Raw genomic sequence first — 17,504 nt, 5'->3', positions numbered from 1 at the left:
GTCCGGCACGATGTTTTTTGTAGCGTCAGCGGTTAATATTTGCCCGGAGCTCACCATATGGATATAATTAAATATCCATATGGAGGCATCTCATGAAAACATTTAACTTTTCCACGATTCAGGCCAGGCCACCCCGCTTATGGCAGGTTGCAGGGTTAAACACTTCGGACGGAGTTGCATTAGTGGGCCAGATTAATGATGGCCTAGATGGCAGGGTCGCTACCGTAATCGCTGACTGGGCAAAGATGACGCAGAATGACCTGCGCAAAATGTCAGGCATACCACCCACGACGTATGGACGGGGCCTGAAAGCGCGATTCAGTCCAGATCAGAGCGAACGACTGGTTCGCATCATCCGTGTCATTGATCGGGCTGTTGACCTGTTTGAAGGGGACAAGGAGGAAGCCCAGAAATGGCTGAAGGAACCAAACCGTGGCCTGGGCTGGAAAGTGCCAGCTGAGCTCATGGCATCCGAAACCGGGGCTTATGAAGTCATGAAGCTGATCACCCGTCTGGAACATGGGGTGTACTCTTGATTCTTTACCGGCTGACCAAGACAAAGTATCTTTCTACAGCCTGGACGGGATACGGAGCAAAAGAAGCCGGAGGCCGGTGGAACAGTGTCGGTACATCGATGGTTTATGTATCAGACGTGGCATCGCTCACCATGCTGGAAACGCTGGTACATCTGCATGCGTCACACATCATGGATTATTTTACGTTACTGCGGATTGATGTACCTGACGAGCAGATCCAGAAAGCAGACATGGGCGAACTGCCGGGTAACTGGGCTGATGAAGAAGCGCCATCAGAGCTGGCAGCATATGGAGATGCATGGTGCTTTACGGGTTCCTCAATAGCGCTGCGTGTTCCCAGTGCATTATCCCCCGTTGAATTTAACTATCTGCTGAATCCCGAGCACCCGGAATTTTCCAGCGTAATAAAGCATGCTGAAGAAATTCCCTTCAGATTTGACAGTCGGTTGAAACGCGCGCGGCCTTAACAGGTACAGGCGGACTGATGCGCCTTCAAAACGTCAGGCCAGCAGATTCAGGGATCGCATAGCATTTCTCCTGAGCGCGACATGGACAGTTCAGCTCCCAAAATCCAGTCGCTCCCTCGCCTTACGCAATTTTTCATCCCCGCGCCGGTCATATTTCTGGGTGGTGGTGACACTGGCATGCCCCATGGCATCCTTGACGGTAATCAGGTCTTCACCATTATCCAGCAGTGCGGTGGCGAAGGTCCTCCTGAGATCGTGTGGAGCACATCTGTCCAGGCCAGCCTCACGCTGGCGCACCTGCAGGATGTGGTACACCGCTTGGTCGGTCAGCCGCTCGTCCGTGAGGCAGTCGTGCCGGCGGATACGGGTGAACAGCGGCCCGGGTGCTTCACCCCGGACCTGGTCCACCCACAGCTCCAGGCGCTGCCAGGCACCGGCCGGGACATATGCCAGCCTTTCCTTGTTCCCCTTGCCGAGGACTTTCAGGGCGCGGTCGGCTGACAGGATATCTCCGTAACTCAGGGCCACGGCTTCAGAGCGGCGTAAGCCACAGCCGAGAATGACGCCCAGCAGGGCCGCATCGCGCACGCCTTTGCTGCTGCGGTCAGCCTCACAGGCACCAAACAACTGACGGATTTCCTTCCGGCTCAGGGCGCGCCCCCGCGGCAGCGCGCTGCCACGCACTGAACGCACGGCACGGATGTGCTGGTAATCCTCGACGCTCATCAGCTTCAGCATCCAGGCCTCGAGAGCCACCCCGCGCAGGGCAGAGAGATAGGTGTTGATGGTGGTCACCGCCAGCCCCGTATCCCGCAGCATTTCGGTGAGGGCGAGCACATGGTGCCGGCGCAGCGCCGCCCAGCTGCAGTCGGTCAGGTCCCGGGCACCGAGAATCCGGGCCACGGTGTTAAGAAACGAAGCCATGGTCTGCCGGCTGCGGGGCGAATTCAGGGAAATAAGGTAGGCCCTGGCCGGATTGACGGGGGTGACAGTGTCACCCGACAGGACCGGCAACAGGTCTGCTTCCGCGCCGGGACGCACCGGAGCAGAGAAAGGTAGAAAGTCGTCTTCGTCAGGTAAGCCTGGCATCGTGCCCCTTAACCCCGTTAGTTAAAAACCGGCAACCGCCGGCGAAAAGCCACAGGTGCGCTGCGTGAAATCTGGTGCCGGATGGTCTGCCCAAGAGTATCAGTACATCTCTACTTTTTCAAAGGTACATTTTAATAAGTAGATATTTAAAGTTCAACCATCATAATGGTTGAACTTTAGAACGCTATTCTTTAAGCCATTGTTCCAATTTACCGCTTTTTTGGGCAACAGATGCAGACCTTTCACGCCACTTAGATACTATTAATTGCATTGAGGCACGGCTAGAAAAATTGAATCTTGATATCATTGAATATTTACCAACAAAATCTTGGAGTTTCTCATCAATAAACACAGCATCATGTAATAGATTGAAAACAGAATTAGATAATAATTTTGCGGATTGGTCAGAGAAAAGTTTTATACACAATTTGTCAAGATTATAGGAAAAGAAATTATCTATTGCTTTTGTTTTGTCCTCTAATTGATGGTAGACCAAAAGGCTTAAGCACGATGATCTTAATAAATCACCTTCGTCTTCATTATGTGCGATATCATGGAGTAATTCAAACGAAAGCCCAAAAGCGTTCAGAATGCCCTGTGAGAACTGAGAAGGATAGTCTTTCTTACATTTTTCTAATTTATTTTTCGAAGTTGCCAATGAACTAGCAAGATGAGTAATAAGCAGTTTATCTTCTGGAAGATTAAGTTTAGATATAGACATAACTTTAACGTTATATGTAGATTTATATCTAACAACCTCAACATTCTCAATCATTAGTGATTTCAATTCGGCTGCTTTTTCTGGGAATGTTTCAAAAACACCTCCCCAAAGAAAATAATATGCTGCGAATACATGCGGAAACCTCAAACCAATTTCTAAAATCGGGTAATATATTTTTTCTTTATGCCTTTCAAAAACATCACGTGTAAATATTCTTTCTAAAAAAGAAGATGTAATAGCATTTAATGCTAAATCAGGGAATTTTGAACATAATTTACTCCACTTATCTGATGAAAAAGACTCATTATTGAATAGAGCATATTTTGAATCTGGCATTGTCAAGTTTCCTTGAAATTGCTTGGTTTCAAGATACAAATCTATAGCTTTTTCACTTGAAGAAATTAATTTATTAGTTTGATGCTTAAGGAACGCATCATCAAAAGTAAAAGGGATAAATGCCATTAATGAGGAAGGTATACTAGAAAAATCATATTTATGTTCTTTTATAATTTCTAGTATTTGTCTAAAACTTTCAGCATTTTTTTGATTGTAGTAGGTATCCAGAGATTTGAAAAACTCCACGGGGAAAGAGTATAGTTTATCATTAAAATTGGCAGAAGAAATAGGTAATGAACTGCTATTCGACCAATCCAAATCATATGGAACTAAAGAAACAAAACCATAATTCATCGAGTCATCTGTATCTCTGTGGTTTAACTTGGGAAGTTTTACGAAAAATTCACGTAAAAAACCAGCTTGATTATTGTCTAAATCTAAACCATCGAATGGTTTTTCACTCAGATTAGAATGACGGGAAAGGAAGATACAAATCGCTGATAACAATTTGTTGGATGTTGCACAAGAGAAATATTTATCGATGGCGAATTTAATAAACCAAGACTTAATAGAATCACCAAAAGTATGATGAAATTCTATATCAACCAATGAAAATGAAATGATCAAGCAATCGTCTGGAGCTAAAAGCAATTTATTATATACTTCCTCAAATCTTTCATGTGAACCATCAATCGTAGAAGCAAAAATTAAAGGGCAAGTAACCGTTTCAGAATTATCCATAGCTAAGAATGCATCAATCATATTATTTAACATCCAATTTCTTGATTGAATCATTTTTAAACGACTTATTCTTCTGATTAAGCCTTCTTCAGTATTACTCCAAAGCGGCAACAAGCAACCACTAAATAAAGACCTGATTCTCTTGTCCTGTTCAAGCATACCTTCTTCAACCAGACGGAGTACTAACAAAGCCCCAACTGAGCTCATTCTTTTAAAATAATTTATTTTATGATTCTCGCCATCTGTATCTAGATGCTGAAGCATACTTGCAACTAGCATAAGCGCTGTTCTCTTTTTATAATGTATCAGCGCACTTAAAATAAAGTGAACGACCTCCCGCCAGTGTGCATCTCCAATAATAACTGCCAGTCTTTCAACAAGTATTTCATCAGAAACATCGCTATGAATAAATTCTGCAGCAAAGAACTCTTGTAGTTGTCGAATATCAAAGCGTACGTAATCAGTGCTGTCTGGTGTACTAACAAACACTAATCTTTCAATTGTTGCCTCCATGAGTGTATTAACAGTATCTTCGATGTTGCCATCCTCAAGAATCGCTGTTGTAGATGTTGCTAATTCTCTAAACTCATCTTTTGGAAGTGAAGCCTCAGCTCCCTGGCTATCTTCAGCTCTGACGTGCAAACAAATGCCCAATCTATCGTGAATAGCCTTTAAAAGCAGATCCTTTTCCTGTAACAAAGAGGCAATATTTGCATCAGCAAAGTTTTTTAATACCTCCCTCTTTTTCATTACTGAATAAAAGTTATTAAATAACTCCCATCTTTTCTCGGGGGGTTTTCCACCATCACGAACAACAACTGCCATAATATGAGATTGCAGCGGCGTAGTCATGATTTCTTTGACTTGAGGAGACATCATAGCTGTTTCCAGAATTTGTAGGGAGTAATCACCATCCTCTTCACTACGACCAAATCTAACAATCGGTTCTGCGCACGATAAAGCAATCTTTTCAGGAAGTGGTATTAAATGGCAAATAGAAGCATCTAGCTCATCGAATTGACCAGAATAGCCTTGTGGACGAGTTGTACAAAGGATTAAAGCATCAGTATCTAAGCTTGGTAAAAATTCGTTCGAAAATGAAATCACTTCATTAGCTATATCGTCTTTAAGGTCATTCGGAACTTCATCTAAACCATCAAAATTGATAAACCATGAAGATTGACTCAATGCTGCTCTGAGATCATGTGAATCAATGACAAACGATATTTTTAGATTAACTTTGTCGCAGATGTACTCAATTAAGTTGCGTGGTGAGAATTCATCTCTGTTGTTATACCAATTAGCATATTCTTTCAATTCTATAAAAATAGGAATTCTAGGTATTAACGGCCAAAACCCATCAAGCACTGCATGCTTTTTAAGTTCATTAGCCATATCTCTTATGTTCGGTGTTACAGTTGGTTTTACTTCCGATAAGATATATGCAGCTCTCTGGATTTGAGAAAAATACTGGCCAACAGTAGATTTTCCTTGACCAGGCCCCCCCTTAAGAAGTATGGCTCGAGTACGCTTTGGATTCTTTGCCCATGACTTCCATTCTTCTCCAAAGTTGAGCCATGTTGATATTTTTTGAACATTACATGAGGAAGATACTAATGAATTTAAAATAAAGTGCTCGCACTCATATTCATTTGAGACTACAGGAAGATCGCGAAAAAGCTCATGTATTTTCGGTTTATGATCATTATTTGAACCTGCCTGCTCTAGTTTTGTGTAACATAAATCCTTAAACTGACTAACCATGAAATGATCAATTAATGATTTTTGCTTGCTGTTTTCATTTTCTAACTGTGTATACAGCTTACTTATTATATGACCAGGGGTCAAAAAATGACCATATGTTTGAGCAACTATAGGATGTTCCATCAAAAAATCGAGTATTTTACGTCCACCCCATACGTCTACTTTAATTTTCGGGGCATGTTTTTTTACAAGAGATACGATTTTGTCATATGCTCCTGTTTGAGGATGGCCACTAGGCTCTATATTCGTTGCGATAATCCAAATGTCGGGAAGTTTTCTTTGTGGGATTTCTGAGTATGCTCTAATCTCATTTAATATTTCTTTTACTAACCATTTCTGAGCATTAGTGCTTAAATTAGGTTTATGGAACTTAGACTGAATATACCATATACCCTCCCAACACTCTTCAGCCGTTGGATAGGGAGCTTTTCCGACTAGATAACCATCTCTACCCCCATCAGGTCCTGCTGCAAAACCAGTAATGCCAGCACCTAAAGTCTTCATGGCCAGAAAGTTGACCATATGCTCAAATGAGTTAGAATCAAGCTGCGTGAGGTCGTATGAGTTCATTATTGAGTGGTTTCCTTTAAAACGAAGTTTATTTCTGATAAATATAAAGCATTATTAATTTACTCTACGAAAAAATTATCCATCGCGAGATCTTGAACACATTTATTTTAACAATACTAACAATGATTTTGATTACCCATTCTAAAATATCTTAAACCGGAACATAAGTTCCCAATAAAGGCACATCCACCCTCTATGGCATCGGCAACTGAAACTATAGAATATGCTGCTTTGTAGTGAGGTGTATGATACGAACCGCCAAGAAAGCACATAGATGAGATGCTCTATTGAGCTTCCTGCTACTGCAAGCGGATCCTGTAGATTAAATACTCACTGATCTCTTGTGGTGAGTCTGTACCGCAGACATGTCTTTTGCTCAGAATCGGACATCCCAATTAAGCAACTACAATGTTTGTTATTGCAAGCTTAAAATGTCACCTGAAGTGATGCGAAAAAGTGCCGAGAGCAGATATCTGCAATGACGGAGGTTGGGTATTGAAGATGCCTGGCCTGCAATTGTAGACCAGCTCATTATTTATAAAACTCAGAACGGGGGTATCGATAAAGTATACAGTAATCAGCTCTGCAATTTTTTTAACAACTTTCAACGCATCCTCTCCTGTATCCAGACCACATCGGGATGCGAGTAAAAGACTGACGTTACTAAGTGCTTTATACCTTATGTTATGTTCGACAGTAACGAGCTGGTTACCGATCAAGTACTTTATCAGCAATGATCCAATCAGTGCGTCCAGTTCATGGCCCGAAAGCTTATCTATCAAACACTCTCTCCAACATGTCTTCTGATGAACATTTCCTGAATTTCATCAGAAGACTTGCTGCAACTCTTTGTATGCATTTTTATCGTCCACGTTATTCTCCGGAAGGTTTATCGGTCGCAATAGCTCTGCATTTACCTCAGCACGCGGCTACCCGTGCCTGTCGTTTCATTACACCCAAATAATCATCTTTCTTACTTGGCGATCTTATTAAGGGTACCGGGATCCTTTTCAACTGGAAAAACCAATGCCAATTGGGTAGACTCTTCCAGACATGAAAACCCTGTGGTGAGGCGTTTTCATTGCTACAACTCTGAATTATGACCTTATCTCAAATCAGCGTGCTGACCTAATCTGATGCCTTGTGGTGGGGTAGATGGTTAAGGGAGACAAGATTAATTCATGCTTTTCGTCTGTACATGCGAGCGGGCGTAAAGCGCAAGGAATTCATGGATAGGGCGTGTCCGAAAGACGCCCAAGAGTAGGCTCCAGCAGGTTTGCCGGAGCCTGAATGCAAAAACCCCCCGAAATCTGTATGAAACTTGGCGGAATCGTCAGATATCAGGGGGTCCAAAAGCAGGCGCAGCGCCTGTGAAGGATTATAACGCATGCACCACATAAAACAACACTCGGCCGCCATAAGAAAAGGCCGGCGTGAATGACAATTTAAAACCGCGCGACGATCGTCGCCGCCGTGGTACCCATTCCACGGCCTGTAAATGCCCGGCTCCGCAGTATGCACGCCCGGCACACTACAAAGCCCTCAGCAAAGAGCATGGCCGCGCCCTGCGCAACCTGATTGCCCGGAACAAAGCGACCGGGGAATGGGTTATGCGCCGCCGGGTCTCTGCCGATCCCCTTTTCACCTTCCTGCGACCGCAGACCGGCCGCAAGCGGGCATTTTATCCTGAGCGCCGGAACCTGCTCGATGCGCTGTTCATCCTCTTCATCAATAAGGTCGATCTGGCCACCGGTATCGTTACCATCAACATCACAAAGCTGGCGGAAGAGCTGAGTCCGAAGGATGAACAGAGCAACGTTATTCCTGAGGAGGCTGTCACCGTCTGGCGTGTTTCACGCCTCATCACGGCTCTGGTGCCGTTCGGTGTCATCCAGGCACCAGAGTCTGAGTGGGATATCGTCAATAGCTGCCGTTTCCCGAAACACATCATCATCACCGACGCCGGGTGGCGCCTGACCGGTGTGGATATGGACAAACTCCGGGCCGAACAGGAAGCACGCCGGGCCGCCATTCAGGACGACCAGCTGGCACCGGGCGAAACACTGAGCCTGAAAGCCGCACGCCGTCGCTGGTATGAACGCTGCCGGCACCAGACCATCCTGTCGCGCAGAACGCGCGCCCTCGAGGGCAAGCAACGCAAAAAACTCGCGGCGCTGCCCTTTGACGAGCGCAAGCGTCAGGTCTCCGAGGACCTGATGCGCAGCATGAAAGGCCAGACCGGCCATATGACGCATCAGCAGTTCGAAAAGCTGGTCTGGTCGCAACTGTATCAGCTGGAGCTGGTCAGCCTGGAGCCGCCGGGAACATCGCCCCCTCACTAGCCTGCCTTTTTTAAACCTTCGCTTTGCTGCGGAGGCTTCCGCACGTCCGTCATAAATATCCGGTTAAATATTACGCTATACACAGGCCTTTCCCGCTGCCGTCATGCCGCGAAAGAGCGTGTTATGGCCATCATTTTCTTTTACCCACAGATTTTCGCAAACAGGATGAAGGCCTTTCCTGCAACCCCTGTCATGAAACGCGCAATATATTCAGGACTTCGTCCTTACTTATATTCATAAAAGATGCACCTTATTCACTGGATAAAAACGGTGGATAACGGGGAAAACTTAAAGAGGCCTTCGCTTGCAGCAGCCTCATGGCTGCGCCGCTCAGAAATGAGCTTCCCCCCACCGCACGCGGCGGGTCCCGTCAGCGCCAGAACCCGGCCATAATGCGGCCATTCAGCCCCTGAAAAGCCGCGCCGCCCCGGGCCAGAGGCCCGGAACAGTGCCGCTTTTAAAGGGGATGATGTAACTAATGGCCTGAGCTGCTGCACGTAGTGTCGCGGTAAGTAAGGAGTGACACGCTCGTAAGCGCCCTGACAGGACGCTAACGCGGAGATACGCCCCGTCTTCGGCAAACCTCGACGTGACCACTCCGGCCGCGCACAGAACGTTCTGTATCGCTTTCAGCGGGTTATGGCCTGGCAGGGATGGGGGGGTTGATAGACACAGGCTATTACGTTGCCGGCTTCGCCGGGCGCTCCGGCGGATGCAGGAACGGCGTCCTCTTCAGGCTGATTTCCGCCGGCATGTGCCTGCGGCACATTCAGGGTCGCGCTGCGCACTGTTCGCGCTCCTGTCATTCTGTCGTGCCTGTTTTACTAAAGGCCTTACCTCTGATACCTTTCGAGTAGGTCCATGAATTTATAGTAAGAGGAGATGAAAATGCAAAATGCAGAAAAACTGTTATCTGAATTGGAAAAGGTATTAAACGATCCTCAAAATGACAGTGAATATGAGAGAGCTAAGCTGGCAATGATCCTTGTAGAATCTGTCTATAAATTTGTGAAGTTTAAACGCCCCGGGGGTAAAGGACTGGACGGCAGGGATGGTGACGAACGGCGTGGTTTGGCAAAGGTTGTCGATGCAGCAAAAAACTACGAATTCGAGGCTTTAAAAAAGAGAAATAAAGCTCTACCGGGTAATGTTTAAGCACCCGTCCACAGCTTTATATAAGGTCCGTCTGATATAAAGTATTTTTTGTACGGTAAGCGGGGTTTAGGGTCCAGTGATGTAAAAAACCACGCTAAGCAGTCTCTTAAATTAATTTTGATAAGCTCTGGTGTCAAAATGACCAAAAGGCGATATCTGGAAGCACTTTTTGGGCCCGGATATGCAGGCTCAGAAGCCTTGATATTTCATACTGCTAATCCACTAACGTGGTTTTTTAGCTCGGTTGGCCTTCAACCCCCAATAAAGAGAAAGTTCTCGAGCAGGTATGCAGATTTTATGGTGATGAGCCTGCGGTTTTTTCACTTCCCGGTAACGGTGACTGTGCTGTGTCTGAGCATCCGTAAAATATGCCGCGCCAGTTATCAGGGAAGGTAACATGTACACCAATTCAGCCCTGGCCGAACAAATGCGGGCAGAAAAGTTTCTGGCCATAGCCCTCGATCATGCGCTCACAGGTGTTAAAGGTGAGATGTTAAAGCAGGTTGATAACTTTCAGACAGGTGCGACAAGGATTGCCTTCTACGCCAGCTGCTTCACGCAAAATTATCAGGATGTCTGCGCCAGGCAGAAAGCAGAAGACATACGGTTCGCAGAAAATCTCTTTGGCCTGATTAATAAGTGGAACGTTATTGAGCGGATGATCCGCATCTACGTCGATCTGTTACTGCAGAACCTGACCCCTGAACATCTGAGGCGCATAGAAAGGACGTTATTCAGACAGGGCAGCAAACTTGTCACAGGCTCATTCACTAATCAGGCACTGGCAAGCGCGATCACAACTGCAGCCTGTTATTCGTTCGGTATGAAAGTTACGCTTAACAGTATGTTATTTAAAGTCAGTATCATTTCCCTGACACTGACAGGCTGGTATGCCTATGTTCAGAAGGCCGCTGATGCGTCTGCAAGATTAAAACAACATGATGGTATTTACTGGCAGGCGCTTTATGCAGAAAAACTGGAAATGCTGTATTTTCTTATAGAACCTGTTATCAGCAGAAATCCGCCCCTGAGCCGGATACTTTCTTCTGATGAAGAAATTGCTGCTGCCATCATGCGGATACTGAGATGAATTACATAAAAAAATGGCTGCGCCTGCAACTCAGGCTACTGGCCAGTATCGTCATCTGCGCCGTACTCATCGTTTCTTTTGCCGCGCTGGGCGGAAGGTACTGGCCTGAGTACGCATGGGGTTCGACTGTCATTTTCACCCTGCTGCTCATTCTGCTGGCTGCCCGGCTTACTTAACGATGAAGCGTTGCTAAGTACCGCTTTACCCCAGGGGCACTACCGAGATAATCACCCAGCTGGCCAGCCCCTGTCGATGAAACCTGAGCGTGTCCCAGCTGACAGCATGCTCCAGTTCTTCGCTGGTAGGCTCATGATCGCATTCCAGCAGAGTGTCTTCTGTCCGCGTTTCCCCGTTGCTGCTGTGCTCATACGTTATTTTATAGGTTGTCATCCTGGCTAACTCCCGCTTTTAAATATGTCTGTCGTTCCGGTGATAATGCTTCTTCCGGACATTCAGTTCCGCGTCTACATCAAGCATAGCCGGGTTATCAGCCCAAGAATAAAGAGATGACCGGCATAAGCCATGTAGAAGAACATCGCCGGCATGAATCGCCGTTCGCGGCCGTCTGTCAGTGCACAAACCAGACCGACAGCGGCGGCCGGCAGAAGACACGTGGGCAGGATGGACAGCATCAACACCACTGCCGGAGCCTGCGTGACATGCTGACTGTTGATCACTAGGAGCGCGACGAGCGCCATCAGGGCAGCTGCTCCGGACAGGCGTCCCGGTGGTGAATGCAGGAACGTTGCCAGCGAGAGAGCCAGAACCAGCCCGGACAGGCCGTAACTGGCGAAAGACAGCGGCCATACCATCAGGCTGAGCAAAACCAGACCGGCAGCCAGACCGCACATCCGGAAGCGGTGATTCCACGCCAGCAGCTGCGTCGCGCCGGCGAACACGAACAGAATGTTGAGGGCATACCACGGATCGTGTCCGGCAAAGGCGAAGGAAAAGACCGGCTGCGTGACGATTGCCCACAACCACATCCTGTTGGCCCGCCTCTGGAGCCGGTGCGGATTGTGAAGCACGTTGCGCGCCCAGATGAGCACAAACAGGGGAAAGGCCATCCGTCCCAGCGCATACAGCTCCGGTTGCATGTGTGGCAGCAGCAGTGTGTTCGTGTGATCGACCAGCATGGCCAGCAGGGCGATAATTTTCAGCCAGTCCGCCGCTGCGGGGCTTAAATTCAGTCCGGCCCTGACCTGTTCCGGTAATGCCTGTATTTTCGCACTCAGTGTGTGCATGATATTTATCCCGTGATGAATCAGGCCGGCAGGCACGGATAATATAATCCTGTGCCCACTGCCAGAATGCTCTGCCTTTATAAGGCGGAACAGCCGCGCCGGATTTCTCCAGTATTTTACGGGCAACGGATTCTGGCTTATCCCGCAGTATTAACATGGCCTTCATTTTATCTTTGTTATCAACTGCCGCTCTCAGTAACCAGAAACTATTCATAATGCACTGTATAGAAAATTAATAATAACTGTTTTCGGCATTTAACTTAAAAACTTTATTATTAATTACTACATATACAGGGAGTTGCGACAGGTCAGATAATATTCTTAACAAAAATAAGTTGCCGACTGTAGATAATTATTATCCTAGCGGGGTTAATAAGTTCACGTGCATTGTACTAACTTCCAAAAAATCACACCTGCGTGTCGTTTACAGGTAAAATGAGTACACTGTTCTGGTTATGTAAATTACCAAAACACATAGCTACAGAGTGCCAGCTAAGCGTCGTTTCAGTCAGGCCCGTGGGCGCGATTTGATATTATGGAATTTTTCCAGACAGCTGGTTGAAGGGCATAAAAAAACCGCCCACAGGCGGTTTAGTGTAAATGGACATTGATTGATTACAGCAATGCCATCTGATTGTTTTTCAAACGCGCCAGCTTGTCGCTTAAACTAATTTTATCTTCTGCCTTTTCAAGATCGGCCGTTTTCATCATTTTTATTAGCTTATCAATGTCGCCAGGAGTTTTAACTTTCACAAAATCCCGTTTTTCGTTGACGAATACAACCGAGTATTTATTTCGCAGAAGCAACTCTACTACGTTATTAAGCGTACCAGGGCTTTTGCAATCCCACACCATCAAACCGCAGTCAGCCTTTTCTGCCATCTGGAGATCTTTAGCTGTGTAAAATTCTCGTGTTCCGTGTTGATAATCTGTTTTAACTACATTTACAGGCCACGATCCTAAGTTGTTTCGCGGTTTGGGCGAACTGCTGAAAACCGTGGTAGTCTCACATTTCAATGCCATGAGCGCCCGCTGAACCGATGTATCTACGCCGTTAGCGTCCCCAACAACCACTCGATATTTTTTGTCTACTATCTTCTTCAACCGCTCAATGATGAGCGGATCAAGTTTTTTGATAGTTATAGAGCCAGCAACGAAAATCGTCGTCATGGTTATCTCCAGGTAAGAGCCGCAACGTAAATATTATTTATTTTATTATAACCTCGTAATGCCGCACAAGCAGCCTCCATTGATGCTCCCGTATGGTACAGGTCATCTATGACTAACACGTTCCATCGTCCCTCATTGGTAATAACAGGGCTTACGGAAAAGCTGTTACCAATGGCTTCAACTTTTTCCTGTTTTGTGTTCAGATTCTTAAGTGAAACGCAACCAGGCGCTTTTAAAAGAAGGCCGTCGAAACAGGGAACACCGGCCAGTTGCGCCAGTGCCCGAGCAACCTCCGTAACAGGCTGTCGTGCCCGGACGTTAGAAGCGGCCACAGGAATAATGAATCCCACGCGGTCAAACAGTGGATAAGCGTTGTCATAAAGGCACCGGGCAAGTGGCCCAACCTGGTTCCAGTCAGACTGGTACTTAAGCTGATAAAGAGCCTCGCCCACTTCTGTTCGTGTAGTCTCGTAAACATTGTGACCCCACTGATTCTGCCCTGTCACTACGCTGTACTTGCTGTGCTTGTCCAGTACCACACCGCGATCCCAGTTGCCCACAATGTCTTTAATATTTATTTCCATCGTGCTTTCCCTCAGTTGTTACAAGATATGTATGAACATACCCTCGTCCAGGACATTCTTAAAGAGCTGTTTTGCTGAAGGCGCAGAAATGCTGGCACGGACTTCAGGATGTTTACCGAATCCTAAACACCGGTAGTACTCGTTGGCCTCAAGTTCTGTATGACAAATCAAAAAGCTTACTGCCGGCTTTTTTCAACATCCGCGCTGACCACCACCATTAATTAGCAGTGAGAAAACAGGTAACACAGAGCCGTTTTTTATATTGCTTGTGTGTTACCGACAAACCCTGACGAAAGGCTGATACTGAGCGGAATGACAACCAGAGGAGTACTTCGATGCATTACTTACGCACTGCCACGCCGGCAGATGTTCTTGATACCCTGAAAGACCTTAAGGAGAGTCTTTTGACTCCCCCACAGAGAAAACGCGCATGGCCAATGATAGAGCGGTTGATCACCCGTGAAACTGAGATGCGACCCGTCTGGAAAGAAATCGCCCGGTACGGTCTCAGCTGGCAGCAGTGTCATACGCTGCTTGAACAGATCGTGTTTGCCGGTCAGTACGGAACGGATGAAGCCGTCCAGCGGCTCAAGGCTGACTATCGCCAGCTGGCCCAACTCAGCAATAACATCGTAGAAATTGCCACACAACTCGCGGCAAAACTGGATGCGCGTGAGCACATCCTGAATCACAACAATTTTACGCTGAATAACACAGTTCACATCGTGGATCTTATCGATAATGCAGCTGCAGGAAATGGTCATTACCTTTCCCGTGTGCGTGAACCGCTCCTTTCACTGTGGACATATGAGCTTAAATACTGGCCATCCCTGCAGGATATTCTGCGGGCTCTCGGCAGGGAGTCTGTGGAAACTGGCTTTGTGGATGACAGCAACAAGGCACTGGTTTACGGAAAAGGACAGCTTGTCCCGGATTATCTACGGGATCTCTTCAGCCGTATTGAAACGGCCAGAACTTGTCAATGGGGGCTGCCGGAAGGTTTCAGGCTGAGCGACTCCGTTCTGGCGACGCTGGCAACGGTCTCGCTTGATCTACCTGAACCTGCCAGTGTTGCAGCAGTTAAAGTGCACCGGACACGGTTAAGTAAGAAAGGTTTTTCCGGCGCATGGCCGGTCCGGAAAAAGAAACCTGCAGCCGGGAAGCCACGTAGCGATGACGGGGTTTGAGGGCCAACCGCACGAAAAACCACGCTAAGAGGTATCAGAAATCAATTTTGATACGATTCAGTCTCAAAATGACCTAAATACGATATTTGAAACCGATTTTTTTTCCAATATATGCAGTCTCAAATGTTATGGTATTTCAGACTGTTAGTCCCTTAACGTGGTTTTTTACATCACAGGACTTAAGACCCCATGACAAGCTTGCCAGGCCCAAGGCGGGCACTTAATACTTCGGAAACTTGGCCAGTTGTGCTACAACCAGGGCCGGATGGACATTAAGTCCGGCGCTGGCGAATGTGTACGCGGTCATCTTGTTAAATGCTGGTCGTACCGCACGAAGCCACAAAATAGTATCCGGTGTCAGGTCCAGCGGTTCCCGAGCGCGGGACGCCGCATCAATATACTTCTGAGTGGGTGTATAGGCCTGTTTGTCTGTGTTACCACACCATTCTTCAATCATGTCCTCCGAGAACGCGGTGGTCAGTCCCTCCTCAATCACCAGTTAACTGCCGTCAACAACCGAGCCGAGCAGAAGATGCACACATTCATGCGCAAGCTGATAACCGTTTGCTGCCTGTCAGAAAAGGCTTCCGCCCCCCAGTTTGATGGCTACGTGTTTTCGGGGGGAGAATTTCATTACTTCCCGGAAACCACACCTGCGGCTGACTGTCGTGGTGCTCAATACCCACATAGGGGGTGAATTCGGAAATTATCCTACGTTGAGACAAGCGCTCTTGGCTGTTGTCCGAACTGCGGGCGTAGGGTATAGCTGTGTACGAAACCGACCGGTTTCGTACATCATTCTGCACACCTGTCCAAAAATTAGTGATTTTACTTTCATACATGCGCTAAGATTCGTACATCGATTTCGTACGGAAAATTACAGCATGTCACGAGTTTTTGCCTAATGCCGGGTGTCCACACTGGAGCAGACCACTGAGAACCAGCTACTGGAAATTGAAGCCGCCGGTTTCAGCGTTAGACCCCAGCGAATAATTGAGGAGCAAATCAGCGGCTCTGTGGCCACCATCAAACGCCCCGGATTTTCCCGTTTGCTTGACCGCATGGAAAATGGTGACGTTCTGATTGTTACCAAACTGGATCGCCTGGGACGCGATGCAATGGATGTGCGAAAGACTGTGGAGCAACTAGCGGCTTCAGCTATTCGGGTTCACTGCCTGGACCTAGGGGGTGTCGATCTCACCAGTCCGGCAGGAAAAATGACCATGCAAATTATTTCAGCAGTAGCAGAATTTGAAAGGGATTTATTACTTGAACGAACTCACTCTGGTATATCACGTGCTAGCGCAGCTGGTAAGCGTTTTGGACGCCCCTCTGCTTTGAATGAATGGCAAAAAAAAGAGTAATGAAGCTTATTGAGTCTGGTACCACTATTAGTTCTATTGCCAGAGAGTTTGATACAAGCAGGCAGACAATCCTTAGGGTTAAAATCAAGAATAAAGATGAGAAAAGTTAACCCTATAGTCCTGACGTTACAGAGACTGACGCGGCTACCATAGAACCACCCCGGAACAATAGTGACTGCTAACCAGATCACCTCTGGAATCTAATCTTCGCGTAGTATATAACAAGGTAATAGAGAAAAGGTTGTTGTTAAACGAAATATTTTATTACGGCGAATATACAAAATTATTTATTACTATGAGTTCTTAGAAGCCTTAACGCGAACAGCTTGTTTTAATCTTTCCACTCCTCCCGATACTATCGAACCGAATCTAAAGCCTCTCATGAATGATAAGCGGATAAGACATATTAACAGTTTATTGGCACCGGCATTCGAAGGCATAACAAGTTACGCACAGATAGCCGGACAGTGCATGCCTATACATCTAAAAGCACGTCCTATCCTTGAGGAATGGCTGGGTTGCCCTGTCTATTTCACACTAGGCTGGATTTATGACGGAAGCGAACGCGGGCTTCACAAATTTGATGAGACGTTCATTGCTGATAAGTTGACAAATAGGCACCAGGAACCAACGATCAATATTCATGCTTGGCTAACCTGCCCACCATGGAAGTTATAGACCAGACGTTTACCAGACCGTGACAGACGCTATCATTGAGGCTCTGGATTGGGTGTAAAGTCCTGGGCGCGCCTGTGGAATCGTAACGGCATGCAGTCAGGCATCCCCTCAAATTTCAGCACAGGGACAAACAGCAGCCGCATGTATATCATGCTGCTATGGTGTAGTGCAGCAAAAAAGGGGTTTAATTCATTTAAATCAGGTAGTTAAACTGTTTGGCGGTCACTGTAAATATAATTATATTATTATAAGATATGATTGATTTATTAGCCTAAAAGACTTATATTGATAGAATGCCATTGGGGCATACCCGTTCTTTAATAATTAAGGGGTCAAAGATGGCCGACGTTGTTTGGACACGTCGCGGCATAAAAGAGCTGCGTAAAATCCCATTAAAAAAAGACCGTGTCGCTATCTGTAGTGGCTCGCAATCGAAATCCCCCCGACTCGCAATCGGCGCAATTTT

Annotated in this window: 14 protein-coding genes and 1 pseudogene; 9 read left to right on the top strand and 6 right to left on the bottom strand. The window is 46.6% G+C overall.

The features are described from left to right. Window positions 1-92: 92 nt before the first annotated feature. Entirely contained in the window at window positions 93-536 is a 444-nt protein-coding gene (locus tag IAE50_RS22695; protein ID WP_094420625.1) for an antitoxin Xre/MbcA/ParS toxin-binding domain-containing protein, read from the top strand. Beyond that, a complete protein-coding gene (locus IAE50_RS22690) occupies window positions 533-1,003 on the top strand; it encodes an RES family NAD+ phosphorylase (protein WP_200134424.1) in 471 nt (156 codons plus the stop codon). Before IAE50_RS22695 ends, IAE50_RS22690 begins: the two co-directional genes overlap by 4 nt. Before the next feature lie 90 nt (window positions 1,004-1,093). Here the strand turns inward: IAE50_RS22690 and IAE50_RS22685 are convergent, their stop codons facing one another. Beyond that, entirely contained in the window at window positions 1,094-2,092 is a 999-nt protein-coding gene (locus tag IAE50_RS22685) for a tyrosine-type recombinase/integrase (protein WP_200581391.1), read from the bottom strand. A gap of 184 nt (window positions 2,093-2,276) precedes the next feature. After that, window positions 2,277-6,224 (bottom strand): NACHT domain-containing NTPase, encoded by a 3,948-nt coding sequence (locus IAE50_RS22680; protein WP_200581390.1) that lies wholly within the window; start codon window positions 6,222-6,224, stop codon window positions 2,277-2,279. Between the two features lie 1,433 nt (window positions 6,225-7,657). Here IAE50_RS22680 and repA point away from each other — a divergent pair. From repA to IAE50_RS22660, 4 genes are all read left to right on the top strand, one after another. Continuing rightward, window positions 7,658-8,566 (top strand): plasmid replication initiator RepA, encoded by a 909-nt coding sequence (gene repA, locus IAE50_RS22675; RefSeq protein WP_200581389.1) that lies wholly within the window; start codon window positions 7,658-7,660, stop codon window positions 8,564-8,566. Between the two features lie 888 nt (window positions 8,567-9,454). Beyond that, window positions 9,455-9,721, top strand: coding sequence for a hypothetical protein (locus IAE50_RS22670; RefSeq protein WP_234467298.1), 267 nt, complete (start codon window positions 9,455-9,457; stop codon window positions 9,719-9,721). A gap of 397 nt (window positions 9,722-10,118) precedes the next feature. Next, the gene (locus tag IAE50_RS22665; RefSeq protein WP_200581388.1) at window positions 10,119-10,811 is read left to right on the top strand and encodes a hypothetical protein; all 693 of its coding nucleotides are present in this window, start codon (window positions 10,119-10,121) and stop codon (window positions 10,809-10,811) included. Continuing rightward, on the top strand, window positions 10,808-10,987 hold the full coding sequence (locus IAE50_RS22660; RefSeq protein WP_200581387.1) for a hypothetical protein: 180 nt from the start codon (window positions 10,808-10,810) through the stop codon (window positions 10,985-10,987). The genes IAE50_RS22665 and IAE50_RS22660 overlap by 4 nt, the downstream gene beginning before the upstream one ends. 288 nt (window positions 10,988-11,275) lie before the next feature. Here IAE50_RS22660 and IAE50_RS22655 read toward each other — a convergent pair whose 3' ends face one another. From IAE50_RS22655 to IAE50_RS22645, 3 genes are all read right to left on the bottom strand, one after another. Further along, complete coding sequence (locus tag IAE50_RS22655; protein ID WP_200581386.1) at window positions 11,276-12,055, bottom strand: TraX family protein; 780 nt, start codon at window positions 12,053-12,055, stop codon at window positions 11,276-11,278. Between the two features lie 615 nt (window positions 12,056-12,670). Next, window positions 12,671-13,225, bottom strand: a complete 555-nt coding sequence (locus IAE50_RS22650; RefSeq protein WP_200581385.1) for a hypothetical protein — start codon at window positions 13,223-13,225, stop codon at window positions 12,671-12,673. A 2-nt stretch (window positions 13,226-13,227) separates the two neighbouring features. Then, window positions 13,228-13,809 carry a ComF family protein gene (locus IAE50_RS22645; RefSeq protein ID WP_200581384.1) on the bottom strand — a complete coding sequence of 194 codons (582 nt, stop codon included), beginning with the start codon at window positions 13,807-13,809 and terminating at the stop codon, window positions 13,228-13,230. A 335-nt stretch (window positions 13,810-14,144) separates the two neighbouring features. Between IAE50_RS22645 and IAE50_RS22640 the strand changes: the two genes are divergently transcribed. Then, window positions 14,145-14,996 (top strand): hypothetical protein, encoded by an 852-nt coding sequence (locus IAE50_RS22640; RefSeq protein WP_200581383.1) that lies wholly within the window; start codon window positions 14,145-14,147, stop codon window positions 14,994-14,996. Window positions 14,997-15,216: 220 nt separating this feature from the next. On the opposite strand, the gene IAE50_RS22635 is transcribed toward IAE50_RS22640, so the two are convergent. Continuing rightward, on the bottom strand, window positions 15,217-15,492 hold the full coding sequence (locus IAE50_RS22635) for a hypothetical protein (protein WP_200581382.1): 276 nt from the start codon (window positions 15,490-15,492) through the stop codon (window positions 15,217-15,219). Between the two features lie 415 nt (window positions 15,493-15,907). On the opposite strand from IAE50_RS22635, the pseudogene IAE50_RS22630 reads away from it, so the two are divergent. Further along, window positions 15,908-16,470, top strand: a pseudogene (locus IAE50_RS22630) (recombinase family protein). Between the two features lie 658 nt (window positions 16,471-17,128). Beyond that, on the top strand, window positions 17,129-17,248 hold the full coding sequence (locus tag IAE50_RS26820) for a hypothetical protein (protein ID WP_375287938.1): 120 nt from the start codon (window positions 17,129-17,131) through the stop codon (window positions 17,246-17,248). The last annotated feature ends 256 nt before the right edge of the window (window positions 17,249-17,504 follow it).

Origin of the sequence: Kosakonia sp. S42 (assembly GCF_016624785.1) — a bacterium.
GTDB classification, from domain to species: domain Bacteria; phylum Pseudomonadota; class Gammaproteobacteria; order Enterobacterales; family Enterobacteriaceae; genus Kosakonia; species Kosakonia cowanii.
Note: the sequence above shows the minus strand (reverse complement) of the source record. Positions and strands in the feature narration are given on the sequence as shown.

Coding starts and splice junctions, on each gene's coding strand:
- IAE50_RS22695 (WP_094420625.1), top strand. CDS start 93: ATGAAAACATTTAACTTTTCCACGATTCAGGCCAGGCCACCCCGCTTA.
- IAE50_RS22685 (WP_200581391.1), bottom strand. CDS start 2,092: ATGCCAGGCTTACCTGACGAAGACGACTTTCTACCTTTCTCTGCTCCG.
- IAE50_RS22680 (WP_200581390.1), bottom strand. CDS start 6,224: ATGAACTCATACGACCTCACGCAGCTTGATTCTAACTCATTTGAGCAT.
- IAE50_RS22670 (WP_234467298.1), top strand. CDS start 9,455: ATGCAAAATGCAGAAAAACTGTTATCTGAATTGGAAAAGGTATTAAAC.
- IAE50_RS22665 (WP_200581388.1), top strand. CDS start 10,119: ATGTACACCAATTCAGCCCTGGCCGAACAAATGCGGGCAGAAAAGTTT.
- IAE50_RS22660 (WP_200581387.1), top strand. CDS start 10,808: ATGAATTACATAAAAAAATGGCTGCGCCTGCAACTCAGGCTACTGGCC.
- IAE50_RS22655 (WP_200581386.1), bottom strand. CDS start 12,055: ATGCACACACTGAGTGCGAAAATACAGGCATTACCGGAACAGGTCAGG.
- IAE50_RS22650 (WP_200581385.1), bottom strand. CDS start 13,225: ATGACGACGATTTTCGTTGCTGGCTCTATAACTATCAAAAAACTTGAT.
- IAE50_RS22645 (WP_200581384.1), bottom strand. CDS start 13,809: ATGGAAATAAATATTAAAGACATTGTGGGCAACTGGGATCGCGGTGTG.
- IAE50_RS22640 (WP_200581383.1), top strand. CDS start 14,145: ATGCATTACTTACGCACTGCCACGCCGGCAGATGTTCTTGATACCCTG.
- IAE50_RS26820 (WP_375287938.1), top strand. CDS start 17,129: ATGCAGTCAGGCATCCCCTCAAATTTCAGCACAGGGACAAACAGCAGC.